This is a genomic window from Vibrio sp. D173a (assembly GCF_030248475.1).
The window spans coordinates 23,681-49,720 of sequence record NZ_JAHGAH010000005.1 but is presented as its reverse complement, the minus strand read 5'-3'; the positions used below and the strand labels follow the sequence as shown (position 1 = coordinate 49,720).

General features: G+C 46.7%; 25 protein-coding genes and 1 other RNA gene. 19 read left to right on the top strand and 7 right to left on the bottom strand.

The features are described 5' to 3' along the window. Positions 1 to 189 precede the first annotated feature (189 nt). The 6 genes from nudF to parC all read left to right on the top strand — a co-directional run bounded on the left by nudF (position 190) and on the right by parC (position 7,214). Entirely contained in the window at positions 190 to 840 is a 651-nt protein-coding gene (nudF, locus tag KIV40_RS00340; protein WP_012126968.1) for an ADP-ribose diphosphatase, read from the top strand. Then, the gene (locus tag KIV40_RS00335) at positions 840 to 1,283 is read left to right on the top strand and encodes a DUF1249 family protein (protein ID WP_005395930.1); all 444 of its coding nucleotides are present in this window, start codon (positions 840 to 842) and stop codon (positions 1,281 to 1,283) included. Before nudF ends, KIV40_RS00335 begins: the two co-directional genes overlap by 1 nt. A 61-nt stretch (positions 1,284 to 1,344) precedes the next feature. Continuing rightward, positions 1,345 to 2,151: a 3',5'-cyclic-AMP phosphodiesterase gene (cpdA, locus tag KIV40_RS00330; RefSeq protein WP_038890839.1), complete on the top strand. Its 807-nt coding sequence runs from the start codon at positions 1,345 to 1,347 to the stop codon at positions 2,149 to 2,151. A 55-nt stretch (positions 2,152 to 2,206) separates the two neighbouring features. After that, positions 2,207 to 2,791: an esterase YqiA gene (gene yqiA, locus KIV40_RS00325; RefSeq protein ID WP_021017901.1), complete on the top strand. Its 585-nt coding sequence runs from the start codon at positions 2,207 to 2,209 to the stop codon at positions 2,789 to 2,791. Positions 2,792 to 3,041: 250 nt separating this feature from the next. Continuing rightward, positions 3,042 to 4,922, top strand: a complete 1,881-nt coding sequence (gene parE / locus KIV40_RS00320) for a DNA topoisomerase IV subunit B (protein WP_010445819.1) — start codon at positions 3,042 to 3,044, stop codon at positions 4,920 to 4,922. Positions 4,923 to 4,925: 3 nt separating this feature from the next. Continuing rightward, positions 4,926 to 7,214, top strand: coding sequence for a DNA topoisomerase IV subunit A (gene parC, locus KIV40_RS00315; protein WP_285347627.1), 2,289 nt, complete (start codon positions 4,926 to 4,928; stop codon positions 7,212 to 7,214). A gap of 38 nt (positions 7,215 to 7,252) precedes the next feature. Here parC and degS read toward each other — a convergent pair whose 3' ends face one another. The 3 genes from degS to zapG all read right to left on the bottom strand — a co-directional run bounded on the left by degS (position 7,253) and on the right by zapG (position 10,538). Next, on the bottom strand, positions 7,253 to 8,320 hold the full coding sequence (degS, locus tag KIV40_RS00310; protein WP_285347626.1) for an outer membrane-stress sensor serine endopeptidase DegS: 1,068 nt from the start codon (positions 8,318 to 8,320) through the stop codon (positions 7,253 to 7,255). 204 nt (positions 8,321 to 8,524) lie between these two features. Further along, on the bottom strand, positions 8,525 to 9,892 hold the full coding sequence (locus KIV40_RS00305; protein ID WP_285347625.1) for a Do family serine endopeptidase: 1,368 nt from the start codon (positions 9,890 to 9,892) through the stop codon (positions 8,525 to 8,527). 202 nt (positions 9,893 to 10,094) lie between these two features. Then, a complete protein-coding gene (zapG, locus tag KIV40_RS00300) occupies positions 10,095 to 10,538 on the bottom strand; it encodes a Z-ring associated protein ZapG (RefSeq protein WP_005528741.1) in 444 nt (147 codons plus the stop codon). A gap of 197 nt (positions 10,539 to 10,735) precedes the next feature. On the opposite strand from zapG, the gene zapE reads away from it, so the two are divergent. The 8 genes from zapE (at position 10,736) to sspB (ending at position 17,298) form a co-directional block, all read left to right on the top strand. Further along, complete coding sequence (gene zapE / locus KIV40_RS00295) at positions 10,736 to 11,839, top strand: cell division protein ZapE (RefSeq protein WP_012126977.1); 1,104 nt, start codon at positions 10,736 to 10,738, stop codon at positions 11,837 to 11,839. Positions 11,840 to 12,092: 253 nt separating this feature from the next. Continuing rightward, on the top strand, positions 12,093 to 12,521 hold the full coding sequence (gene rplM, locus KIV40_RS00290; RefSeq protein WP_005372872.1) for a 50S ribosomal protein L13: 429 nt from the start codon (positions 12,093 to 12,095) through the stop codon (positions 12,519 to 12,521). A gap of 15 nt (positions 12,522 to 12,536) precedes the next feature. After that, entirely contained in the window at positions 12,537 to 12,929 is a 393-nt protein-coding gene (gene rpsI, locus KIV40_RS00285) for a 30S ribosomal protein S9 (protein WP_285347623.1), read from the top strand. Between the two features lie 548 nt (positions 12,930 to 13,477). Next, positions 13,478 to 14,068: a ubiquinol-cytochrome c reductase iron-sulfur subunit gene (petA, locus tag KIV40_RS00280; protein ID WP_005436095.1), complete on the top strand. Its 591-nt coding sequence runs from the start codon at positions 13,478 to 13,480 to the stop codon at positions 14,066 to 14,068. Further along, on the top strand, positions 14,068 to 15,333 hold the full coding sequence (locus tag KIV40_RS00275) for a cytochrome bc complex cytochrome b subunit (RefSeq protein WP_005436097.1): 1,266 nt from the start codon (positions 14,068 to 14,070) through the stop codon (positions 15,331 to 15,333). The genes petA and KIV40_RS00275 overlap by 1 nt, the downstream gene beginning before the upstream one ends. Beyond that, positions 15,330 to 16,067 carry a cytochrome c1 gene (locus KIV40_RS00270; protein WP_240304746.1) on the top strand — a complete coding sequence of 246 codons (738 nt, stop codon included), beginning with the start codon at positions 15,330 to 15,332 and terminating at the stop codon, positions 16,065 to 16,067. Before KIV40_RS00275 ends, KIV40_RS00270 begins: the two co-directional genes overlap by 4 nt. A 96-nt stretch (positions 16,068 to 16,163) precedes the next feature. Beyond that, positions 16,164 to 16,799: a stringent starvation protein SspA gene (gene sspA, locus KIV40_RS00265; RefSeq protein WP_005428584.1), complete on the top strand. Its 636-nt coding sequence runs from the start codon at positions 16,164 to 16,166 to the stop codon at positions 16,797 to 16,799. A 19-nt stretch (positions 16,800 to 16,818) separates the two neighbouring features. Then, positions 16,819 to 17,298 (top strand): ClpXP protease specificity-enhancing factor, encoded by a 480-nt coding sequence (gene sspB / locus KIV40_RS00260; RefSeq protein ID WP_005528731.1) that lies wholly within the window; start codon positions 16,819 to 16,821, stop codon positions 17,296 to 17,298. 103 nt (positions 17,299 to 17,401) lie between these two features. On the opposite strand, the gene KIV40_RS00255 is transcribed toward sspB, so the two are convergent. The 4 genes from KIV40_RS00255 to KIV40_RS00240 are packed head-to-tail and all read right to left on the bottom strand — an operon-like array spanning position 17,402 to position 20,843. Then, positions 17,402 to 18,061 (bottom strand): BON domain-containing protein, encoded by a 660-nt coding sequence (locus tag KIV40_RS00255; protein WP_045419855.1) that lies wholly within the window; start codon positions 18,059 to 18,061, stop codon positions 17,402 to 17,404. Between the two features lie 21 nt (positions 18,062 to 18,082). Further along, positions 18,083 to 18,673 (bottom strand): phosphoheptose isomerase, encoded by a 591-nt coding sequence (locus KIV40_RS00250; protein ID WP_005428581.1) that lies wholly within the window; start codon positions 18,671 to 18,673, stop codon positions 18,083 to 18,085. A gap of 3 nt (positions 18,674 to 18,676) precedes the next feature. After that, positions 18,677 to 19,045, bottom strand: a complete 369-nt coding sequence (locus KIV40_RS00245) for a YraN family protein (RefSeq protein ID WP_285347619.1) — start codon at positions 19,043 to 19,045, stop codon at positions 18,677 to 18,679. Beyond that, positions 19,032 to 20,843, bottom strand: a complete 1,812-nt coding sequence (locus tag KIV40_RS00240) for a penicillin-binding protein activator (RefSeq protein WP_285347618.1) — start codon at positions 20,841 to 20,843, stop codon at positions 19,032 to 19,034. Before KIV40_RS00240 ends, KIV40_RS00245 begins: the two co-directional genes overlap by 14 nt. Positions 20,844 to 20,911: 68 nt before the next feature. Here KIV40_RS00240 and rsmI point away from each other — a divergent pair, with 68 nt between their 5' ends. The 5 genes from rsmI to KIV40_RS00215 all read left to right on the top strand — a co-directional run bounded on the left by rsmI (position 20,912) and on the right by KIV40_RS00215 (position 25,982). Further along, positions 20,912 to 21,775, top strand: a complete 864-nt coding sequence (gene rsmI, locus KIV40_RS00235) for a 16S rRNA (cytidine(1402)-2'-O)-methyltransferase (protein WP_005428578.1) — start codon at positions 20,912 to 20,914, stop codon at positions 21,773 to 21,775. 526 nt (positions 21,776 to 22,301) lie between these two features. Next, positions 22,302 to 22,730, top strand: an RNA gene (gene rnpB, locus KIV40_RS00230) — RNase P RNA component class A. Between the two features lie 176 nt (positions 22,731 to 22,906). After that, a complete protein-coding gene (gene rsmH / locus KIV40_RS00225; protein ID WP_228174613.1) occupies positions 22,907 to 23,857 on the top strand; it encodes a 16S rRNA (cytosine(1402)-N(4))-methyltransferase RsmH in 951 nt (316 codons plus the stop codon). A 5-nt stretch (positions 23,858 to 23,862) separates the two neighbouring features. After that, a complete protein-coding gene (gene ftsL, locus KIV40_RS00220; RefSeq protein WP_134977292.1) occupies positions 23,863 to 24,180 on the top strand; it encodes a cell division protein FtsL in 318 nt (105 codons plus the stop codon). Beyond that, positions 24,177 to 25,982, top strand: a complete 1,806-nt coding sequence (locus KIV40_RS00215; protein WP_285347616.1) for a penicillin-binding transpeptidase domain-containing protein — start codon at positions 24,177 to 24,179, stop codon at positions 25,980 to 25,982. The genes ftsL and KIV40_RS00215 overlap by 4 nt, the downstream gene beginning before the upstream one ends. Positions 25,983 to 26,040 lie beyond the last annotated feature (58 nt).

Here is a 26,040-nt window from a genome sequence, read left to right as displayed (position 1 = left end):
GTTTAACTCAATTTGGACGATATTTACTCGAAACTTTGCACTTTTTTACACGTAATTATCCACTTGTGCAATAAGTAATTGGCGAAGGCTTAAAATAATTTATAACTATTGTACAAAAAGTTGAGCCAAGTCCTTTGAGCAAGCGAATAACAATGAGTAAACTACAAGATTCACTCAGAGAGGTGCTGAATGCAACAGTGTGACAAGCAACAGAACGATCTTACTTCCCAAGATGTGGAAATAATCTCGAAAGAAACCGTGTTTAAAGGTTTCTTTAAAATGGTGAAATACCGTTTTAAGCATAGGTTATTTGCTGGTGGTTGGAGTGGGATTGTCGAACGAGAAATGTTCGAACGTGGTCATGCTGCCGCCATGCTCCCGTATGATCCTGTGACTGATCAGGTTGTGATCATTGAACAGATCAGAGTAGGAGCCTTGGAACATTCATACCCATGGCAGTACGAAATTGTCGCTGGCATGATTGATCGTGACGAATCTGCTGAAGAGGTGATTCGTCGAGAAGCGGAAGAAGAAGCGGGTATTCAGGTCGGACGTGTGGCTCCGATAACCTCTTATTACCCTTCTTCTGGCGGTTGCTCTGAAAAGCTGGATGTATTCATTGGCGAAGTGGATGCAACTAAAGCGCATGGCATTCATGGTTTAGACTATGAGAATGAAGATATTCGAGTCCATGTCATGAGTCGTGAAACCGCGTATCAGTGGGTGAAAGATGGAAAATTCGAAAACGGTGCCTCAATCATTGCTCTTCAATGGTTGCAGTTAAATCACCAAGAATTGACATCGCAATGGGAAGTTTCCCCGAAAGTGGAGAGTAAGTAATGGCACAAGTAGCTGAAAAACAGCGATACCATGTCGACTTAGCCGGTCTAATGAGAACTTATGAGACCAACTACGCTAAGTTGAACGCCTTGTTGCCTGCCTCTGCTGAAGTTGGTGATGTTCGCTGCTATCAAGCGGCAAACATGGTTTACCAACTGACCGTGAATGAAATCACAAAATACACCACAGTTGTTGAGATATGTCAGAGTGATGAAACACCAGTGTTTCCTTTACCTACGATGTCTGTCAGGCTTTATCACGATGCGAGAGTCGCTGAAGTATGCTCAAGCGGAGAGTTTTCTCGCATCAAAGCTAAATATGATTATCCCAACGACCAGTTGATGCAGAAAGATGAAAAGCATCAACTTAATACGTTCCTTGGTGAATGGCTGACATTCTGTTTACGAAGTGGCATTAGTAGAACGCCACTTGCCTTCAATTGATTGTCATGTCACTAAAGGAAAATAACTAAAAACTATATAGTGGACGAATCAGGTTTTCATTTTGCAATCATCTAGTGACAGCATAAAGCTATTACAAATCACGGATACTCACCTGTTTGAGGCAGATGAGGGCAGTTTGCTGAGCGTAAGAACCGCTGACAGCTTCGCAGCCGTGGTACAAGAGATTCTTAATCACCAAGTGCAGTATGAATACATTTTGGCAACGGGTGATATTTCACAAGACCATAGTGCCGAGTCTTACCAGCGTTTTGCTGAGGGTATCGCGCCGCTGAAAAAAGATTGTTTCTGGCTTCCAGGCAACCACGACTACAAGCCAAATATGGGCAGTGTACTGCCATCTCCTCAAATTCAAGCTGCTGAGCATGTGATGCTTGGTGAGCATTGGCAGTTAGTCTTATTGGATTCACAAGTGGTGGGTGTACCCCACGGACGTTTGAGTGACCAACAGTTAGCACTGTTAGAAGAAAAACTGGCAGAAAACCCGCAAAGACATACCTTGGTGCTATTACACCACCACCCATTGTTGGTAGGAAGTGCTTGGTTAGATCAGCATGCATTGAAAGATGCGGATGCTTTCTGGCAAGTGGTGGACCGTTTTGAGAACGTAAAAGGCATTTTATGTGGTCATGTGCACCAAGACATGAATGTTCTTTATAATGGCATCCGCGTGATGGCAACGCCGTCGACTTGTGTGCAATTTAAACCGGACTCCGATGATTTTGCACTTGATACAGAATCACCAGGTTGGCGAGAACTTGAGTTGCACAGTAATGGTGACATTACCACAGAAGTCAACCGACTACCCGATGGCCAATTCCAGCCAGACTTTAATTCAAACGGATACTAATCATTATCACGCCCGAACCTTATGTTCGGGCTTACTTTTTTAACGTGAGGCGATCATGAGCAAACCTTCTTTGCTGCTTTATATCCATGGCTTTAACAGCTCGCCGCTTTCCATGAAAGCGAACCTAATGAAAGCGTACTGTGAACAGCAGCGACCGGATATCAAGGTTGTCGTACCTCAACTACCTTGTTTCCCTGAACTGGCTGCTCAATGTTTGCTTGAGATCGTTGAGCAACATCAAGGCGACTACAACATTGGCCTTGTTGGCAGTTCGCTAGGCGGTTACATGTCAACGTGGCTAAATGCGAAATTTGGTTTTCGCGCCGTCGTCGTAAACCCAGCAGTAAAGCCTTATGAATTGCTGGTGGATTACCTTGGTGAGCAAACCAACCCGTATACGCACGAAACCTATACACTTGAAGCTTGTCATATTGACGAGCTGAAAGCACTTGATGTACAAAGCATCGCGTCGCCTGAGTCTTTCTGGTTGTTACAGCAAACGGAAGACGAGGTTTTGGACTATCGCCAGGCCGTAGAAAAGTTCGCGCGAGCGAAACAAACGGTAGAAGAAGGTGGTGATCACAGTTTTATCGGCTTTGAGCGTTATCCTGCTCAAATCATTGAATTCCTAAAACTGTAATACTATCGAGACGATTGGAATAGGCTCATAGTTTTAATTGCCATATCCAACCGTTTCTTGACATAGTTGGCAGGCTTTCCGACTATGTTTTGCCAAAAAAGATCTTAAGGGTATGAAGCCCTGACTACTTTGTTATGCATGACCTTATCTTTGATAAGCACGCAGACGGGGTAGCTTTTTCGTTTCTCGAGTACGCCTGCACATTCGCGGGGCTCGGGTTACAAGTAAACTTTGAGAACAATTCCGTATTATGACTGAACAATATAATGCTGGTGCCATTGAAGTACTGAATGGCTTAGAGCCAGTACGTCGCCGACCAGGGATGTATACGGATACAGCGCGCCCAAACCACTTGGGCCAAGAAGTTATCGATAACAGTGTCGATGAAGCGCTAGCCGGACATGCCTCAAAAGTACAAGTCATCCTACATGCTGACCAATCACTAGAAGTGATCGATGATGGTCGAGGCATGCCTGTTGATATCCACCCAGAAGAGAAGGTATCAGGTGTTGAACTGATCCTATGTAAGCTTCACGCAGGTGGTAAATTCTCTAATAAGAACTACCAATTCTCTGGTGGTCTACACGGTGTAGGTATCTCAGTAGTAAACGCGTTGTCCAAGCGTGTTGAAGTGACGGTCCGTCGTGACGGTCAAGTGTATGAGATTGCTTTTGAACACGGTGATAAGGTTTCTGACCTAACGGTTACGGGCACATGTGGCCGTCGCAACCGTGGTACCAGTGTACACTTCTGGCCAGATGCAAAGTACTTTGATTCTGCAAACTTCTCGGTAACACGTTTGGTGAATAACCTACGTGCGAAAGCAGTACTTTGCCCGGGTCTAGAGATTACGTTTACCGATAAAGTAAACAACAAAGACTACAAATGGCACTACGAAGATGGTCTTAAAGACTATCTAGCGGAAGGTGTGAAAGGTTATCCAGTTCTCCCTGAAGAACCATTTACTGGTGAGTTCTCAGCAGAAACTGAAGCAGCAAACTGGGCGGTGATCTGGCAGCCAGAAGGCGGCGAGATGATCACGGAAAGTTACGTGAACCTTATCCCAACCGCACAGGGTGGTACGCACGTTAATGGCCTGCGCCAAGGCTTGCTTGATGCAATGCGTGAGTTCTGTGAATTCCGTAACTTATTGCCTCGTGGCGTGAAGCTAACGGGTGATGACGTTTTCGACCGCTGTTCTTACGTTCTGTCAGTTAAGATTCAAGATCCGCAATTTGCCGGTCAGACCAAAGAGCGTCTGTCTTCTCGTCAGACGGCTGCCTTTGTCTCTGGTGTCGTAAAAGACGCATTCAGCCTTTGGTTGAACGAAAAGCCGCAGCTGGCTGAACAGTTAGCGGAAGTGTGTATCGCTAACGCACACCGTCGTATGCGCGCGAGCAAAAAGGTTGTACGTAAGAAGGTCGCATCAGGTCCTGCACTACCAGGTAAACTGACCGACTGTTCTGTACAAGACCTTAACCGCACCGAAATCTTCTTCGTAGAGGGTGACTCGGCGGGTGGTTCTGCTAAACAAGCACGTGATCGTGAGTTCCAAGCGGTGATGCCACTGCGCGGTAAGATCCTGAATACGTGGGAGGTCTCTGCAGACCAAGTGCTTGCATCTCAAGAGGTGCACGACATCTCAGTTGCTTTGGGTATCGACCCAGACAGTGACAACCTAGACAGCCTGCGTTACGGTAAGATCTGTATCCTTGCCGATGCGGACTCGGATGGTCTACACATCGCAACGCTGTTATGTGCACTGTTCACGCGTCACTTCCGTGCGCTGGTTGAAGCTGGTCATATCTACGTAGCCATGCCGCCTCTGTACCGTATCGACTGTGGCAAAGAAGTATTCTATGCCCTAGACGATGACGAAAAAGATGGCGTACTAGAGCGCTTGTCGAAGAAGAAAGCCAAAATCAACGTGCAACGATTCAAAGGTCTGGGTGAGATGAACCCACTTCAGTTGCGCGAAACAACCATGGATCCAAACACGCGTCGCCTGGTTCAGTTAACCATTGATGACTCGGCGGCGACCATGGAAATGATGGACATGCTGCTTGGTAAGAAACGAGCAGATGATCGTCGTTCTTGGCTACAAAACAACGGCGATATGGCAGAGGTTTAACGGATGTCTACAGAAATTACTTACGATGGCGTTGAACAGTTGCCTATGCGCAAGTTCACCGAAGACGCTTATCTGAACTACTCGATGTACGTAATTATGGACCGCGCATTGCCATACATTGGCGATGGTTTGAAACCGGTTCAACGACGCATCATTTACGCAATGTCGGAACTTGGTCTTTCGGCATCAGCGAAATACAAAAAATCAGCACGTACCGTTGGTGACGTACTGGGTAAATACCACCCGCACGGTGACTCTGCGTGTTACGAAGCGATGGTACTCATGGCACAGCCATTCTCTTACCGTTACCCATTGGTTGACGGTCAGGGTAACTGGGGTGCGCCAGATGATCCGAAATCATTCGCGGCAATGCGTTATACCGAAGCAAAACTGTCTAAGTTTGCCGAAGTACTGCTGGGCGAATTGGGTCAGGGTACGGTTGAATGGCAACCTAACTTTGATGGCACGATGAAAGAGCCACAAATGTTGCCAGCACGTCTGCCTCATATCCTGCTAAACGGTGTTACTGGTATCGCGGTTGGTATGGCGACAGATATTCCGCCTCACAACGTTCGTGAAGTGGCGGATGCGACCATCCATTTGATCGACAACCCGAAAGCGGAACTGCCAGATGTGATGCAGTTCGTTAAAGGCCCAGACTACCCGACAGAAGCAGAAATCATTTCGCCGCAAGCGGATATCGAGAAGATTTACCGTAACGGTCGCGGCAGCATCAAGATGCGCGCGGTATGGCACAAAGAAGGCTCAGATATCGTTATCACTTCTCTGCCACACCAAGTATCAGGTGCGAAACTGCTTGAGCAAATCGCAAACCAAATGCGCGCTAAGAAGCTGCCTATGGTTGACGACCTTCGCGATGAATCGGATCACGAGAACCCAACGCGTATCGTTGTGGTTCCGAAGTCAAATCGCGTAGATTGCGATCTGTTGATGAACCACTTGTTCGCTTCAACCGATCTTGAGCGCAGCTACCGTGTTAACTTGAACATGATTGGTTTGGATAACCGTCCTCAAGTTAAAGGTCTGGTTCAAATTCTGTCTGAGTGGATCGAGTTCCGTCGCACGACTGTACGTCGCCGTCTACAACACCGCCTAGACAAAGTCATGGCTCGTCTACACATCTTGGAAGGTTTGTTGGTTGCTTACCTAAACCTAGATGAAGTGATTGAGATCATTCGTACTGAAGACGATCCAAAAGCAGTGCTGATGGAACGCTTTGGTATTACCGATATCCAAGCGGATGCAATTCTAGATACCAAACTTCGTCACCTAGCCAAACTAGAAGAGATGAAGATCCGTGGTGAGCAAGACGAGCTAGAGAAAGAGCGTGAGAAGCTAGAACAGCTACTAGGTTCTGAGCGTCGTCTAAACACACTACTGAAGAAAGAAATCAAAGCAGACGCAGAGAAGTACGGCGATGATCGTCGTTCTCCAATGATTGAACGTGCAGAAGCAAAAGCGCTGACTGAACGCGACCTAGTACCAAGCGAGCCAATCACGGTTGTGCTTTCTGAGAAAGGTTGGATTCGTCACGCGAAAGGTCACGATGTGGATGCAGAAGGCTTGAGCTACAAGTCTGGTGATAAATACCTAGCGCATGCGCGCGGTAAGAGTAACCAGCAAGCGGTATTCTTTGGCAGTGATGGCCGAAGCTACTCACTTGAGTCGCATTCATTACCGTCAGCACGAAGCCAAGGTGAACCGATTACTGGTCGCTTGAATATCACTGCGGGCAGCAATATTCGCCAAGTGATCATGGGTGAAGAAGAGCAGTTATGGCTGGTGGGTTCTGACGCGGGTTACGGCTTTGTATGTAAAGGCTCTGAGCTACTGTCTAAGAACCGAAGCGGTAAAGCCTTGGTGACGCTACCTGCAAACTCTGAGGTGATGACACCGAAGACGATTGCTGATTTGGATTCGGATGAAATTCTCGCGATTACCAACCAAGGTCGTATGTTGTTGTTCCCAATTAAAGACCTACCGCAATTGGCGAAAGGTAAGGGTAACAAGATCATCAACATTCCAGCGGCGAAGGCGAAAGAGCGTGAAGAGGTGCTTTCTCACTTGATGGCTCTGCCACAAGGCGCGTCTCTAACCTTGTATGCAGGTAAGCGTAAACTAGGCTTGAAACCTGCTGACCTTGAGAACTTCCGTGGTGAACGTGGACGCCGAGGTAGCTTACTACCACGCGGTCTACAGCGCGTAACACGAATTGAAATTGAGATGGGCGGAAGCGCAGAAGTTTCAGAAGAACCAAGCGACAGCGAATAGCGCATAAACAAAAATCCCAGCCAATGGCTGGGATTTTTTTATGCTTCTTGTTTGTCTTCGGCGATGGTGACTTTTAAGTTCATTTCTTTACCCTTGCGGATAATGCCAACATCGACGGAGGTGCCCGGACGTAGGTCAGTGACGATGTCCGTCACGCTTTGGCGTCCTTGAACTTTCGTACCGTTAATACTGATGATGATGTCTTGTTTCTCAAAACCAGCATCACTCGCAGGACCATTCGGGTCAATGCCTAACACCACGATGCCACCAATGTGTTCGTTACCTAACAAGCGAGCAGTTACCGCATTAATATCTTGCCCATCAATACCAATGTAGCCTCGGATTACACGACCATCAGCAATGATCTTCTGCATGATCTTGTTTGCCAGAGGGGCTGGGATAGCAAAAGAAATACCGTAGGTCTCAAGCTCGGTTGCTTGCTGAAAAGAAGCGGTGTTGATACCAACCAATTCACCTTGCGTGTTGACCAAAGCCCCACCGGAGTTACCTTCGTTGATTGCTGCATCGGTTTGGATAAAGGCTTGGCGACCATCACTGATTGACGAACGACCAGTTGCGGAGATAATACCGAAGGTGGTGGTTTGACCTAAATTGTACGGGTTGCCAATTGCTAGGACGACATCACCAACTCGAGGTTTGTATTCTGGATTGAGTGGGATAACAGGAAGGTTAGAACCTTCGACACGTAGGATCGCAATGTCCGTACGCTTATCAGTACCAACCAATTGAGCTGCAGCGACGCGGCCATCTTGTAGCGCAACCACGATTTGGTCAGCTTGAGCCACTACGTGGTAGTTAGTAATGATGTAGCCTTTTTCGCTAACAATAACGCCAGAGCCCAAGCCTTGAGTTGAAAGCTTGCTGCGGTCATTTTCCACATACTTACGGCTGTAGATATTCACTACCGCGGGCGCTGCCTTTCTTACCGCTTGGTTAAAAGACACCTCGAGTGACGCGATGTTGCTTGGTTGTGGATCAACAAGCGCGGTTGGGATGACATTGCTGCGCAAAGATGGAACGGCGAGTAATACAATGACGGCAGTTGCTAAGCCTAAAAAGACAGAACGTAACAAAAAGCTAAGCATAACCTCTCCATGATTGAGCGCCCAATTGGCATAGAAAACTGAAGGATAGCATTACATTTAAAAATAACAAAAGGGCAAGACGTGATCGTCCTGCCCTTTTAAAAAACCATGACATAAGCAAAGCATTCGAGTGTCATCACGAATTAAATGACGGACGCCATTCCTTTGCTTCTATTTGTGTGATTGGCTTATCACTTAGCCCAGTTAACGGATCACCAAGTAAACCGTGCGGTCACCACGTTGAACATTGATTGCCAGCACACCTTTGTGCTTTTCAACAATCGCACGCAGTTCTGCTAGGTTCTTCACGCGTTTACGGTTCACACCAATAATGATGTCATCTTGTGCTAGCTGGTATTGAGCTGCAGGAGAGTTCTCCGCTACGCTAGTGACCTTCACACCTTGGATCTTGTCACTTGGCGTAGTGTTACTTAGCTCTGCGCCTTTTAGGCCTTCATGCAGTGTTTCCGCTTTCGCTTTCACATTCGTTGATTCACCTAACGTTACATCGAAAGACTTTTGCTTACCATCGCGGATCACTCCAAGTGTGATTTTTTTACCAGCACCAAGCGTTGCGACTTTTGCACGAAGCTCAGAGAAGGTATCAATCGCTTTACCGTTCACAGAAACAATCACGTCACCTGCTTTCAGGCCTGCTTTATCTGCCGCGCTGTCGGGTACCACTTGGCTGACGAAAGCGCCGTTGCTTGACTCATAACCCAGTGCTTCAGCAAGCTCTGAGGTTACTTCGCCCCCTTGAACACCGAGCATGCCGCGTTTCACTTCACCGAACTCTAAGATCTGATCGGTTAAGTTCTTCATCATGTTGGACGGAATTGCAAAACCAATACCCACGTTCCCGCCGTTTGGACCAAGAATTGCCGTGTTGATGCCGATCAGTTCACCGTTAAGGTTAACCAAAGCGCCGCCTGAGTTACCGCTGTTAATTGCGGCATCGGTCTGGATGAAGTTTTCAAAGTTCTCGACGTTCAAGCCGCTTCGACCAAGTGCCGATACAATACCGGATGTGACCGTTTGGCCTAAACCAAATGGGTTACCGATCGCCACAGTAAAGTCACCGACACGCAGAGAGTCTGAATCAGCGACTTTAATTTGTGTTAGGTCTTTGGCTTTTTCGAGTTTAAGCAGCGCGATATCTGACATCTCATCGCCACCGACTAGTTCAGCATCATACTCACGGCCATCGTACAAGCGGACACGAATTTCATCCGCGCCTTTAATCACGTGGTAGTTTGTGACGATTTGGCCTTTTTTCGCATCAATGATGACACCAGAACCTAAACCTCTAAATGGGCGTTCTCGGGTCTGCTCTGTTGGGAATTCAGGGCCAAAGAAGAACTGAAACTGCTCCGGGATACGGCTGGTTTGCACTTGTTTCCCTTCCACCGCAATGCTCACAACTGCAGGGGTGACTTTTTCGAGCATAGGGGCAAGACTAGGTAACTGCTCCCCATCCACACTAAGTGGAAGTGCCGCGGTTGCGGTAACTGGGGTGATGATTGAACCCAAGCTTAAAGAAAGAACGGTTAACGCAAGCAATGGCTTTTTCATCCAATAACTCCTCTTGAAAAACAGGTCTGCCAAAAAGAAACATCCTAACCATTAATTATGTATGTATTAATTAGGACAATCGAAACGGGGTGGCAGGTCACTGAAAGTTAGAGATGAGTTGCTTAAGAAAAGTTCAAAAAGGGTCAATACAAATTGATAAGAAATGCGTATGTATTGACCCAGTTAGGTAGGAAAGGGGGGATTAAGACGCTTTAGCCGTGACAGCTTCTGGTGCGTCGATGATTTCTTTTTCCTGATCCTTCAAAAGACCGGTTGCGCCGTTGGCATAGTCTTTCGGTTGTTCGCTGACGTCTGATTGGTCTTCTTCGATCGATTCAGTCGACATTGCTGTCTTCTTATCAAACGGATTATCTTGCTCAGGCAAGTTGGGTAGAAGTTCTGAAGACGTTTTCGCCATATGTTGGTATAGCTTAGTGTAATCTTTACCTAAGGTATCCAACATTTCTGCAGTTTGTGCAAAGTGATCGACGAGCTCTTGACGTTGTTGCTCTAGTTCAAACTTGGCTGCTTCGAGTTCTTTTTGCACAGACTTTTGTTTTTTGTATTCGGGGGTGGTTAGTCGACTAATGACTACGCCAACGATTGTACCGACCAGCAAACCCACAATGGCATAAATCCAAGGCATAACTGCTCCTTATAGTTGTTTTAACAAGTCTTTTACTACTTAGTTACACGCGGTGCTTGTCCATGTTACTATGGCTTGAACAGCCGATAAAGAAAAATAGCGGTATGTTTTCGGGGACTGATATCCACTTCTCTCTATTCTCAAAGCTGTCCCCGAGGTGACAAATTTTCTCTGTACCTCTGATACGACTCAATGCCATGACACCATTACAACGATACCAACAAGACATAGCAGAGCATGGATTCCAGCGTGATGAAGCCCAATATAACGCTGTCGTTGCTTTAGATAAACTCTACCATGCGATTGCAGAATTTCAGTCTGCACCTATTCCACAGCTTAGCACTTGGCAGAAACTTCTCGGTAAAAAGCCAGAAATGCCAGAGCCGCCAAAAGGGTTATATTTTTGGGGCGGAGTAGGGCGAGGTAAAACCTATTTAATGGATGCGTTTTTTGATGCTTTGCCGACGGAAAGAAAGATGCGAGTGCATTTTCACCGTTTTATGTATCGTGTGCACGATGAGCTCAAACGCCTTGGAGAAGTGGAAAATCCGCTCTCGAAAGTCGCTGATTTATTCAAAAAAGAGGCGGATATTGTCTGTTTCGACGAGTTCTTTGTCTCGGATATTACCGATGCGATGATCTTGGCGACTTTGCTACAAGAGATGTTTAAGCGCCAAATGATTTTGGTCGCAACCTCGAACATTGAGCCAGAAAACCTGTACCGTAATGGCTTGCAACGAGCCCGTTTTTTACCTGCGATAAATATGATCGTTCAGCGCTGTGATGTTCTCAATGTCGACAGTGGGGTGGATTACCGTTTACGCACTCTACAACAAGCGGAAATCTACCATTACCCGCTGGATGAACAAGCCTCCGTCAACCTTAATAAGTATTACCACCAACTGATTGGTGAAAGAAAAGTTGCAGCAAACAGCATTGAAATTAGCCATCGCGAAGTGGCGGTGATTGAAGCTAGTGATGGCGTGCTACATGCTTCTTTTGAGCAACTATGCCAAACGCCCCGTAGTCAGAATGACTATATTGAATTATCTCGTATCTACCACACGGTATTGCTGGCAGACGTAAAGCAGATGGATCGTAAGATAGATGATGCCGCGCGACGCTTTATTGCGTTGGTGGACGAGTTCTACGAGCGTAACGTCAAACTGATTATTTCTGCAGAAGTGGCGATGGAATCCCTTTATACGCAAGGGCAGTTGGAATTTGAGTTTAAACGTTGTCTGTCTCGATTGACCGAGATGCAAAGCCACGAATACCTCGCTAGAGAGCATCTGGCGTAAAAATCAGCAACTCATCTTAAAAAAGTGAAGAAAAAATTCGTGATTTAACGCAAAAAAAGGTGATTTTTTCTTCGCTCTTCTCTATAATCCTGCGACCCACCGTTACTGCAGACCTGATTATCGAAGTTATTTCGACATAGAAGGTCGAGAGAACCAACGACTCGAAGGGGTGATGACTGGGCTCTTAGACAGTGTGGGAGCACTATTGGGTGTTCCTTAAAGTTTAAATTTTAATTAACGGGTTATTATTAGCATGAAAACTTTCGTTGCTAAACCAGAAACTGTAAAACGCGACTGGTACGTTGTAGACGCAGAGGGTAAAACTCTTGGTCGTCTAGCAAGTGAAATTGCATCTCGCCTACGTGGCAAACACAAAGCTGAATACACTCCTCACGTTGACACTGGTGATTACATCATCGTTATCAACGCTGAGAAAGTTGCTGTAACTGGTAACAAAGCTAAGAACAAAGTGTACTACCGTCACTCTGAATTCCCAGGTGGTCTAAAATCTATCACTTTTGAAAAGCTGATCGATCGTAAACCTGAGATGGCTCTTGAGCTTGCAGTTAAAGGCATGCTTCCACGTGGTCCTCTAGGCCGTGCTATGTACCGTAAGCTTAAAGTTTACGCGGGCGCTGAGCACAACCATGTTGCTCAACAACCACAAGTACTAGACATCTAATTGGGGATTTCGAAAATGGCAGAGAATCAATACTACGGCACTGGCCGTCGCAAAAGCTCAGCTGCGCGTGTTTTCATCAAACCAGGCAGCGGCAACATCGTAATCAACAAGCGTAGCCTTGATGAGTACTTCGGTCGTCCAACTTCTCGCATGGTTGTTAAACAACCTCTTGAGCTAGTTGAACTAACTGAGAAGCTAGACCTATACGTTACTGTTAGAGGTGGCGGTATTTCTGGTCAAGCAGGTGCTATCCGTCACGGTATCACTCGCGCTCTTATGGAATACGATGAGTCTCTACGTCCTACTCTACGTGCAGCTGGTTACGTTACTCGTGACGCTCGTTGCGTTGAACGTAAGAAAGTTGGTCTACGTAAAGCACGTCGTCGTCCACAGTTCTCTAAGCGTTAATTTCCTCTTATCGGAAATTATGCTGGTCCAGAGTTACTCTGGATACTGTGTACCAAAGCTCGGCTATATGCCGAGCTTTTTGTTTTTCTAAAGCTTGAAAAAGTCCGTTTTTCTTCTCGCGTTTGCTTTCACTTTCTTACTTAATATCCTCGCAACATTTGATCGCTTTATCTGCATGTTTTCTGGTTTTCTTCGTGCTACAAAACTGAGATAACAAAAGTGGAGAGTACCTTCACATTCTTGAAAGATCTTTCTACGTAATTGACTGAAAACAGCCGGAATACAAGGCTTTTTATCCTATTTCTAGCCATTCTTCGTTTCGCTTTCTTGTTACAAATCACATCTATTTTTTATAATTTTGCCGCTTTTGTGACGGCGTGAGCGATTTGCCTCACAATTGTTACAAAAAGGTAGCTTTATCTTGTCAAAAAGTAGGGTTTTCTTTATCATTTCCCCCCAATAAATAGAACTAAATTCATTATTTGTTAGCCATGCTCTTATAAGCGGAATAATAACGATCCAAAGGGAGCAAATGGGAGAATGTTTGGATGAGCAACGCGCCTTTAAATAACGGTCGCAGGCGTTTTCTAACCGCTACAACGGCAGTTGTTGGTGGATTAGGGGCAGCTGCCGTCGCCGTGCCTTTTATCAAATCATGGAATCCGAGTGCCAAAGCAAAAGCTGCGGGTGCACCGGTGGAAGTGGATATCAGTAAAATCGAAGCCGGTCAGATGGTTCGTGTTGAGTGGCAAGGTAAGCCTGTATGGGTTGTACGTCGCACTCAAGAAGTGGTGGATAACCTAAAGAACATCGACGGACAGCTTCGTGACCCACAATCGGAAATGGAACAACAGCCAGTTTATGCTCAGAACGCGCATCGTTCGATCAAACCTGAGTATTTCGTGGCAGTTGGCTTCTGTACTCACTTAGGTTGTTCACCAACCTATCTACCTGACACCTTCTCAGAGCAAGTACAAGGCGTTAAGTCTGGCTTCTTCTGTCCATGTCACGGCTCTAAGTTTGATATGGCTGGTCGAGTGTTCCAAGGTGTTCCTGCACCTCTGAACCTTGTGGTTCCTAAGCACATGTACTTGAGTGATACGAAGCTCATGATCGGTGTTGATGAGGGAGACGCATAATGCAAGCACTATTAGACTGGGTTGAAAAACGAATTCCCGCGATGAATGCTTACAAAAAGCATTTGTCTGAATACCCAATGCCTAAGAACTTCAACTTTTGGTACCTTTTCGGTTCTCTGGCAATGTTGGTACTGGTTAACCAAATCCTGACGGGTATTTGGCTAACGATGAACTACGTTCCTTCTGGTGACGGCGCGTTTGCTTCTATCGAATACATCATGCGTGATGTTGATTACGGTTGGTTGCTGCGCTACATGCACTCAACTGGCGCGTCAGCGTTTTTCGTCGTTGTTTACCTACATATGTTCCGCGGTCTGATCTACGGTTCATACCAAAAGCCTCGCGAGCTACTTTGGATCTTCGGTATGTTGATCTTCTTGGTTCTGATGGCAGAAGCATTTATGGGCTACCTACTACCATGGGGCCAGATGTCCTACTGGGGTGCTCAGGTAATCATTTCTCTGTTTGGTGCGATTCCTGTTATTGGCGACGACCTAACGCTTTGGATCCGTGGTGACTACATCATCTCTGGTGCAACGTTGAACCGTTTCTTCGCACTACACGTTATTGCATTGCCTATCGTGCTACTTCTTCTTGTCGTGCTACACGTATTGGCGCTACACGAAGTTGGTTCTAACAACCCAGATGGTATCGAGACTAAGCTACCAAAAGGCTCAATGGGCGACGATTACGAAACGCAATTCAAGTTCCACGATTACTACACGAAGAAATACGACATCATCGACTCTATTCCTTTCCACCCTTACGGTACGGTTAAGGACTTGGTTGGTGTCGCTGGCTTCTTGTTCTTCTTCTGTTACGTGCTGTTCTTTAACCCAGAGATGGGTGGATACTTCCTTGAGCCGCCTAACTTTGAAGCTGCAAACCCGCTGAAGACACCTGAGCACATCGCTCCTGTATGGTACTTCACGCCGTTCTATGCAATCTTGCGTGCGGTTCCAGACAAACTATTGGGTGTAATCCTAATGGGTGCGTCAATCGCAGTACTGTTTGTTCTACCTTGGTTGGACCGTTGTAAAGTACGTTCATACCGTTACCGTAGCAAACTTCACCTGTTGAATATTGTTCAGTTCACTATCGCCTTTATCGCTCTGGGTATTTTGGGTGCACTGCCGGCAACGCCGCTGTACACAATTCTGTCTCAGATCTTTAGCTTGTGTTACTTCATGTTCTTTGTACTGCTGTTCTTCTACAGCAAAAATGAAGCAACCAAACCATTACCAGAGAGGGTGACATTCAAATGAAGAAGTGGATTGTAATTCTATTTGCTATGTTGCCATCTCTAGCGATGGCAGCGGGTGCCAACGTACCGCTAGACAAAGCGAACGTGGACCTATCGGATAAAGCTTCGCTGCAAAACGGTGCGAAGCTATTCATGAACTACTGTTTTGCTTGTCACTCAACGCAATACCAGCGTTACGAGCGAGTAGCGACAGATTTGGGCATTCCTGCAGACCTAATGAAGGAAAATCTGATTTTTGACCCTGAAGCGAAAATCGGTGACCTAATGGTTAACGCGATGCCTGCGAAGCAAGCGGGCGATTGGTTTGGTGCTCCGCCACCGGATCTAACACTGGTTGCTCGAGTTCGTGGTGCAGACTGGCTGTACACTTACCTGCGCTCATTCTATGTTGATCCATCTCGTCCATTCGGCGTGAACAACATTGTTTTCCCAAGTGTTGGTATGCCGCACGTTCTTGAAGAGCTTCAAGGTATCCCGACGCCAGTTTACGGCACGAAAGTTGTGGACGGTGAAGAAGTACAAGTGGTTGTTGGTACTGAAACTAACGGTACGGGTGAGCTAAGCTCTGGCGAATACGACAAAGCCGTTGGTGACCTAGTGAACTTCCTAGTCTACTCAGGTGACCCAGTTCAACTTGAACGTCATGCGCTTGGTTGGTGGGTAATGGGCTTCCTAGTTCTATTAACTATCGTTGTCGTGATGCTCAAGAAAGAGTATTGGCGTGATGTGCATTAATTGTGCTATCATACCGTGCTAATTCCCAATTTTAATTGATGGATAATGGAGGCTTAGCCTCCATTATTTTTATTTGTAAGTGTACTGGAGGGCTCCATGGCTGTAGCTGCCAATAAACGTTCTGTGATGACTCTTTTCTCAAGTGCATCAGATTTGTATAGCCATCAGGTTCGCATCGTACTAGCTGAAAAAGGCGTAAGTGTTGAAGTTGAGCTTGTTGATGAAGCTAACCTTCCTGCTGAGCTTGTTGAATTAAACCCATACAAATCAGTGCCAACTCTTGTTGACCGTGAGCTAGCTCTTTACGATTCAAAAATCATCATGGAGTACCTGGACGAGCGTTTCCCTCATCCACCTCTAATGCCTGTTTACCCAGTTGCTCGTGGTAACAGCCGTCTGATGATGTACCGTATTGAACGCAACTGGTACTCACTCGCTGAAAAAGTTGTTAAGGGTAACGCTGAAGAATCAGAAAAAGCACGTACTAAACTACGTAATGATCTTCTGACTCTTGCACCAATCTTTGCTGAGTACGAGTACTTCATGAGCGAAGAGTTCAGCCTAATCGATTGTTACCTAGCTCCACTATTGTGGCGTCTGCCTCAACTAGGTATCGAGCTTGTAGGCCCTGGTTCAAAAGAGATCAAAGTTTACATGAACCGCGTATTTGAACGTGATTCATTCCTTGCATCTCTAACTGAAGCTGAACGTGAAATGCGCCTAGTTCGCTAAGCGGCTCAGATAACACGTTATGGATATTGCAAAAATGACTGCTCGCCGCCCGTACATGCTTCGCGCATTTTACGATTGGCTAGTAGACAACGACTTAACTCCGCACTTGGTTGTAGATGCAACTATGCCAGGTGTGCGTGTACCAGTTGAGTTTATTCAAGATGGTCAAATCATTCTGAATATTGCTCCACGTGCTGTTGGTCAACTTGAGTTGGGTAATGATGCGATTACCTTCCATGCCCGCTTTAGTGGTCGCCCACATTCAGTGATCGTGCCTGTGTACGCTGTACAAGCGATTTACGCACGTGAGAATGGCGCTGGTACCATGTTTGAACCGGAAGAAGCGTACACTCACATTGAAGAAGAAGGCATTGTTGAAGAAGAACAATCGCCGACTTTCACTACCGTGAGTGACGAATCAGAAAGCGTGGACTCGGAGTCTGAAGAGGAAGAAGCGCCTCGCCCGAAAGGCAGGCCAAGCTTACGAGTTATCAAATAAAAAAAGCAGCGTGAATACGCTGCTTTTTTCTTATCTATTTTTTCGATTCAAGCAATGAAACGGCTAGCAACTGAAGTTGTTGCCGTCACCTGATGCCAATGGCTTAGTTTGCTTGTCCATCTATTTCTTTCACAGTGACTTCTTCTGCCACTGCCGTCTCAGAGTTCGCTGCTTCTGGCTCTTCTACTTCTAACGGTTTTTCATCGCCATACTGGAAGCCCTTGACGACCTGCTTCACGCCAGAAATATTACGTGCAATCTCCGTTGCTCTCTCGCTTTGTTCTGGTGTTACGTAACCAAATAGGAACACGTCGCTGTCTTCGGTGATGACTTTCACTTTCACACCGTTGAGCTCACTGTCCGTCAGCAGCGCAGACTTCACTTTGGTGGTGATCCAACTGTCGTTGCTGATTTGTGTGACGCTGAGAGGCTCTTTCTGTTTGATTTGGTTGTGAATGTTCTTCACACCTTTCACTTCACGAGCCTTGTTTTCAAACTCGTTAATCAAGTCTTGAGTAGGAGCTTGGCCCATTAGGACTACGGTGCCATTGTATGAGCTAGCAACGACGCGGGCTTTTCCTTTAAAAGGTGCTTTATTCCCGATCGCTGCGACTTCGAATTCAATGTTGTTGTCTTGCCAAATTTCTTTGGTGGTACGGGTATCCGTGACGATATTAGCCGTAGTGGCTGCACCTGCAATAAACAAACCTGCACAGCCGCTCATGCTGAGCGCGGCACATAAAATGACAAGACTACGTATCATAATTCTAAACTCTCAATTCAGTTATTCTTCGTGAGCTGGGAAAAGTACTTGGTCGATTAGATCACACAGGCAGTGAAGTGTCACCATGTGTACTTCGTGAATGCGCGCTGTGCGATGTGATGGGATTCTAATTTCAACATCATTCTCGCCAAGCAGGCCGGCCATCTCACCGCCATCCTTACCTGTTAGAGCAATGATGGTCATGTCACGTGTTACCGCCGCTTCCATTGCTTTGGTGACGTTCTTGCTGTTACCGCTGGTCGAAATTGCCAGAAGGATGTCACCAGGTTGGCCAAATGCGCGTACTTGCTTAGAGAAGATCTCTTGGTAGTGGTAATCGTTCGCTACCGCAGTTAATGTTGTATTGTCTGCTGTCAAAGCCATTGCTGGAAGGCTAGGGCGTTCAGTTTCGAATCGGTTCAAAAGGCAAGAGACAAACTGTTGCGAGTTCGAGGCACTGCCACCGTTGCCACAGCATAGGATTTTATTGCCATTGAGTAGGCTCGACACCATTGCTTGAGCGGCGTGAGTGATGGCATCTGGCAGCGCTTCAGCTGCCGCAATTTGAATTTGAATACTTTCTGTAAAACTGTCTTTAATGCTGTCTAGCATCGTTTATCCTTCAGAGATTGCATTTTGTATCCAGTTGATGTCTCGACCACTGTCGTGAATGGCGACCACATCAAACCGATAATCGATATTGTACGCCGAGCGTTTTTGCTGGCTTAGCCAAATTTGGGCTGTTTTGACTAGTTTACGCATTTTTGCGCGGGTGACCATTTCTGCTGCTGAACCAAAGCTATAATTCTTACGATATTTGACCTCAACAAAGACGATAGTTTCACCTTGTTGGAAGATTAAATCAATTTCGCCGACTTTAGTCAGAAAATTTTGATCTAAAAAGCGCAAACCCTGGCGCTGCAAATACTGCTTCGCCAGGGTTTCGTATTGATTACCAATTTGTCGCTTACTAAAGAGCCCCACGCTCAGCCCAGTCTAGCTCACGCTCAACAACACAATTGTTGTTAATGCTTAGCACACCAGTTTGACCGCTAACCGAGTAACCCGGTAGAAGCTTCATTTGTGGTAGCTCACCGATCAGCTTGTATGCATCCATACCTAGCGCTTCAAGGCGTTTTTCCATGTTGGATTGATCTGCCCATAGCTCATTCATTTCTGCCGCGATGGTTGGATCTGGGTTAATCAACATCGGAATGTCGCTGTATGCTACACCAGAAAGGTCTTCATACGTCGCACCACCGCTGTTACTGCGTGAGTTGGAGAATAGTTTAGGTGGCTTCGCATCAGGGTTAATCGCCACTTCAATAAATGGCTTGATTAGCGTGAGTTCAGAGCTACGAGCAACAATGTAAACCGCGTCCACATCACGACGGCTACGTGGTGGGCTTTCTAATGAAATGCGCATCAGAGACTGCATTTGTGCGATACGCTGTTGGCTTTCTTGTAGGCCAAATACGTTGTTGATGTTCTTCTGCAGCTGGCGTTTGTCACCAAAATAGCTTGAAGCCACTTTGTTTGGGCTGTACTTGCGCCATTCTTCATTAAACTCTTCAACCACGCGCTGACCGTAAGCACCGCTCGGTGCCAAAATCATTGGGAATTGGTAGCCTTGATTGAACAAGTACTTCGCCGCTTGCGCCACTTCTTGCTCTGGAGACAGTGCTAGGTAACACATGTCAGTACCCGGTTGAACGTCTTCAGGAATGTTCAATGCAAGAGCTGGGATTTTTACGCCAGTTTCAGAACCATCAAAGGTCGCTTGTAGTTTCTCTACGTTTTCTTTTTGCAGAGGACCCACAACAAAATCGATGTTCTCGTTGATCAGGCGTTGCTTGATTTGATCCGCACTGTAAGCGTGGGTATCAATGACTGTTAAGGTTGCGCTCGGCTCGCGCATGCCATCGTTCATCATCGCAAAAATGAAGCCATCACGGATCAACTGAGCTTGCGGAGCAAACTTACCAGTTAGAGGCAACAGTAGCGCCATGTTGTTTGGCTTAACGATTTCTAAAGATAAGATGTTTTGGATTTCAGCGGGTGTGTAAACGGCTGCTGGGTGTGAAGGGTTTTCACTTAGCCAGCGCTCAAGGGTGTTTTTCAGCTGAGGAATATTACTTGAAAGCGTCTTTGCATAAATAGCTAGCTGTAACCAGCCATCAAGCACATCTTCGTTTGGTTCGGTTTGCAGTGATGTCAGTTCGTTCTCAGAGTAGCTGCCAAAGTTCATCCAAATACGGCTAGAGATTTCACGTTGCTCGGCAGACGAAGCATATTGACCTTGTGCGACTAGCTGGCGGTTTGCTTCGAATGGTTGGTTCAAGCTTTGGTAAGCATCCGCACGCAGCTCATAATAGTCTTTCCACTGTTCGCTCGGTAGTTTCCACCAAGGTTTAAAGTTCAGTGTTTGTAGCAATTGAGAGTAATTGCCTTGCTTTTGCTGTATGGTCGCACGGGCTAATTGCCACTCGGCTTGTTGAACTTCGGTCAATTGTTGACGAGAAAGACGTTTGATCAGCAGTTCAGCTTGATCCAATTCGTTTGCTTGGATGGCTGCTTTGGTCGCCATGATCAACCAGTCGTTTTGCAAGCTGCCTTCGGTGCTATCCGCTTGAATCATGTAGTTCTGAACAGACTGTGTCGGCTCAAGTGTAATGTCTACGCTGTCTGGTTGTCGCGGGCCTGAAGAACAGGCTGCGAGCGTAATTGCCAGTGCAACAGGAGTGAGTAAGCGTGGTACACTGAGTCTCTTATGGTTCATCATTGCCGTGAGTTCTCTATAATTTTGTACAAAATTGTCTCTATATTAATCGTTGAAGTGATGGTAAACAAATGACAGATAAAAATAAGTTGCCGAATGAGGGGCCAACTCTCTACATCGTACCGACTCCAATCGGAAATTTAGCGGATATCACACAACGTGCTATCGAAGTTCTGTCGAATGTGGACATCATTGCCGCTGAGGATACTCGACATACGGGCAAATTACTGTCTCACTTCAATATTCAAACCAAAACTTTCGCGCTACACGATCATAATGAGCAGCAAAAGGCGCAAGTTTTAGTTGAAAAGCTACTATCAGGTCAGTCAATTGCATTGGTCTCTGACGCTGGTACGCCGCTAATAAGCGATCCAGGATACCACTTGGTAACAAAATGTCGTCAAGCGGGCGTAAGAGTTGTGCCTCTTCCTGGTGCGTGTGCGGTCATCACAGCGTTAAGTGCATCGGGCTTGCCTTCTGATCGCTTCAGTTTTGAAGGCTTTCTACCACCGAAAAGCAAAGGCCGTAAAGATAAGTTCTTGGAAATTGCGTCAGTGGAACGCACTTGTATCTTCTATGAATCACCGCATCGCATTTTAGACTCTTTACAAGATATGTTAGACGTTCTTGGTCCAGAACGAGAAGTTGTCTTGGCGCGAGAGCTAACCAAAACCTTTGAAACCATTCAGGGAATGCCGTTAGGCGAACTGATTGAGTGGGTAAAAAGCGATGATAACCAACAGCGCGGTGAGATGGTTCTGCTTATCCACGGCCACCGTGACTCCACAGAAGACACTCTGCCAGATGAAGCAACCCGTACGTTGGGTATTCTGACTAAAGAGCTTCCATTGAAGAAAGCTGCGGCACTTGCTGCAGAAATCTACAGCCTAAAGAAAAATGCACTGTATAAGTGGGGCTTAGAGAATCTGGGCTAAGCATAAAGAACGCTGGCGCTTCGGGAACGCTTCGCTTTGAGAGGTGGGAATCGAGAAGTGCGCCTTGGGCGTTTCCTGCAAGAGCCGTTAGTTTTCAGAGTTATTTAGATAAGATTGAGAAGGGAGTTGTTAACGCGACTCCCTTTTTGTTTGCGAGCGCTTCGCTTTGAAAGGCGGAAACCGGGAAGTGCGCTTTAGTCGTTTTGTGCAAGAGTTGTTAGTTTTGAGGTTTACATAGATAAGGCTAAGAAAGTGCGTTGCTAATACAGGCGTCCGTTCGTTTTTCAACTTTACTTTCAAAACTATCCCTCGGAGCATCATGTTCCCGATTCCCGATTCCCGATTCCCGATTCCCGATTCCCGAAACGCAGTTCTCCATTTTCTTTCTCTCGGAGCGGAGCGTTCTCGATTCCCGAAGCATAACGTCTCCATTTGTCGCTGCCTTTTTGACCACTTAACCAACCGTTTTCAGCAATTCTGTGATCTCACTAGACTCTGGGGGGATAACTCTATACAATCCGCCCTCGGAGCTGACTGGGTAGTCGCTGCTTTGTTGATGTCCTTCGGGAGACTGACGTCGAAGTCCCTTTGGGAGACTGACGTTGACGTCCTTCGGGAGACTGACAAAGGGGAGGAAAGTCCGGGCTTCATAGAGCAAGGTGCCAGGTAACGCCTGGGGGGCGCAAGCCTACGACAAGTGCAGCAGAGAGAAGACCGCCGATGGCCCTAGGGCACAGGTAAGGGTGAAAGGGTGCGGTAAGAGCGCACCGGACGACTAGTAATAGTTCGTAGCAGGGTAAACTCCACCTGAAGCAAGACCAAATAGGCCTCCACATTGCGTTGCTCGCGTAAGGAGGCGGGTAGGTTGCTCGAGCCAGTGAGTGATTGCTGGCCTAGACGAATGGCTACCGCCGCGCAAGCGGAACAGAACCCGGCTTATGTGTCGGCTCCACCTATTCGAGACCCATCTCTACTTCGGTAGTGATGGGTTTTTTGCATTTAATTGACGCAAACTATGTCATTACCAATAAACTTGGCGCTGAATCACGTCTAACTTTAGACTTGAGGTGGCGATGATGTGGGAAATCAGTACACTAAAGAATCGCTTCAAGATCATTCAACGAGACAGCTATGACCGAAACATTTCAACATATCTCCGTGTTATTAAATGAATCCATTGATGGCTTGGCTATCAAACCCGATGGTATCTATATCGATGGAACATTTGGCCGTGGCGGTCACAGCCGAACTATCTTGTCGAAACTCGGTGAACACGGCCGACTGTATAGCATCGACCGAGACCCACAAGCCATCGCAGAAGCCGCTAAAATCGATGACCCGCGTTTCACTATCATTCATGGTCCGTTCTCAGGTATGGCGAAATACGCAGAAGAGTATGGCCTAGTTGGTAAAGTTGACGGTGTATTGCTAGACCTAGGTGTGTCGTCTCCGCAGCTTGATGACGCTGAACGCGGCTTTAGTTTTATGAAAGACGGCCCATTAGACATGCGTATGGACCCAACATCTGGTATTCCTGTGTCTCAATGGCTAATGGAAGCTGACCTTGATGACATTACTTGGGTTATTCGTGAGTTTGGTGAAGACAAACACGCCCGCCGCATTGCTAAAGCGATCGTAGCTTACCGCGAAGATGAAGAAAACGAGCCGATGGTTCGTACTGGTCAGTTAGCAAAATTGATCTCAGATGCGGCACCAAAGAGCTTTAAAGAGAAAAAACACCCAGCGACTCGCGCTTTTCAGGCTTTTCGCATTTACATCAACAGTGAATTAGAAGAAATTGATACGGCACTAAAAGGTGCGGCAAGTATTTTGGCTCCTGAAGGCCGTTTGTCTGTGATCAGTTTCCACTCATTGGAAGATCGCATGGTGAAACGTTTCATCCGTAAAGAGAGCAAAGGCCCAGAAGTGCCACACGGTATTCCGATGACGGAAGAACAAATCCGTGCGCTTGGTAGTGCGAACATGAAGCCGATTGGTAAAGCGAACAAGCCAACGAAACAAGAAATTGACATGAACCCGCGCTCTCGAAGCTCAGTGCTAAGAATTGCAGAAAAGCTTTAATTATTATGACGAAAACCACTCCTAACCTTGCTAAGTTGATTGCGACGGACTTAATTACCGTCGGTCGCTGGTCGTTGTTGCTGATGGTTTTGATTTTCGCAACGGCAATGGGAGTGGTGTTTGCCACCCACCATGCGCGTCAGGCGATCACTGAAAAAGATCATACATTGGTTGAGCGAGAGCGATTGGATAGCGAATGGCGCAACCTAATGTTGGAAGAAACAGCCCTCGCGGAACACAGTCGCGTTCAAGACTTGGCAAAGAAGGACCTTGAAATGAAACGACCAGATGGCGATAAAGAAGTGGTTATCACGCTAAAATGATTGGAAAGAAAGCCAAATCTAAACAAGGAAATACGCGCAAGTCTGCTGCGAAAGAAAAAAAAGTAGCTGCTACAAAGCCGCAACCTACCAAAGAAACGAAACAAGCAGAAGTGGTTGAAGAGTCAGAATCGTTTTTGATTCGTTGGCGTTTTCAGTTACTGCTGTTTTTTGTCTTCTGTGCCTTCGCACTTCTCGTTGGGCGAGTGGCCTATATTCAAGTTATAGAGCCTGACAACCTAATCAAACAGGGTGACCTTCGCTCTGTCCGTGTTAAAGCTATTCCTTCTGCGCGCGGTATCATCTCTGATCGCAATGGCGAACCGCTTGCAGTGAGTGTTCCTGTTGAAGCCGTGTGGGCTGATCCTAAAACTATCTTCAAAGAAGGCGCTCTGCAGCAAACGAAGAGTTGGTACGCACTTGCAGACGTACTTGGCCTAGAGCGCCAAGGCCTGATCAACAAAATCAAGAAAAACGAAAAACGTCGTTTTATCTATCTACAACGCCAAGTTAGCCCAGCGATGGCGAACTACATTCGTGAACTCAAACTACCTGGCGTTGGCTTGAAGTCGGAATCTCGCCGCTACTATCCTGCTGGTGAGGTTAGTGCTCACTTAGTCGGTGTAACTGGCATTGATGGCCACGGCCTAGAAGGCGTGGAACGAAGCTATGACGAGTGGTTAACTGGTGCTGCAGGCAAGAAAACCATCCGTAAAGACCGTTATGGTCGCGTGGTAGAGAACATTGCTCTTGAAGAGAAGCAAGAAGGTAAACCGCTACAGCTGACGATCGACCAACGCATTCAAGCCGTCGCTTATCGAGCGATCAAGCAGGCCGTAGCGGATCACCGTGCAACATCTGGATCCGTTGTTATCCTAGACGTTAAAACGGGTGCGGTTCTGGCGATGGTCAACGCACCTTCTTACAACCCAAACAACCGCAGTGATTGGCAAAGTTACAAAATGCGTAACCGCGTGATTACTGACTCACTAGAGCCGGGCTCAACCATTAAGCCATTCGTAGTTTTGGCCGCCTTAGAAAACGAAGTAGCAGATAAAGATACGATCGTTGATACGGGGAACGGTCTCTTACAACTTGGCGGTAGCCGTGTTCGAGATAACCCAAAAGTTGGTAAGGCGAGCCTAACCACCATCCTAAAGAAATCGAGTAACATCGGTGTGACTAAACTGGCGATGCGAATGCCCGTTGAGGCGCTACTTGGTTTGTACAGTTCAGTTGGCCTTGGTGAATTATCCGGTCTTAACTTGGTTGGTGAAGTGGTGGGTATCTTCCCAAGCCGCTCTCGCTGGTCTCCAATTGAGCGCGCAACCATCTCGTATGGTTATGGTTTATCGGTTACCCCAATCCAGCTAGCGCATGCCTATGCGACGCTAGGTAACTTGGGTAAATATGAGCCGATCCATATTATCGAAAGTAACGATAATGACATGGCACACCAAGTTGTGAGCAAAGAGAACGCTCGTCTCGTCTTAGATATGCTTGAAACGGTAACGCAGAAAGGCGGTTCTGCTCGTCGTGCGGCGGTTCCCGGTTACCGAGTCGGCGCAAAAACTGGTACTGCGCGAAAGGCAAGCGCAGGTGGCTATAGTGATGAGTACATCAACTACACGGCTGGTGTTGCGCCAGTGAGTGACCCACGTTTAGCGCTCGTGGTTGTGGTTAATGAACCACAAGGTGATGATTACTACGGTGGTTCGGTAGCTTCACCTGTTTTCTCTGAAATCATGAAAGGCGCGCTGCAAATTCTGAACGTTGCCCCTGACGAAAATAAATTCCAACAGTAGGCTTATAAGCGTACTGAGAAACAAAATGAGAAAGCTGAGCTAATGCTCGGAGAATAAA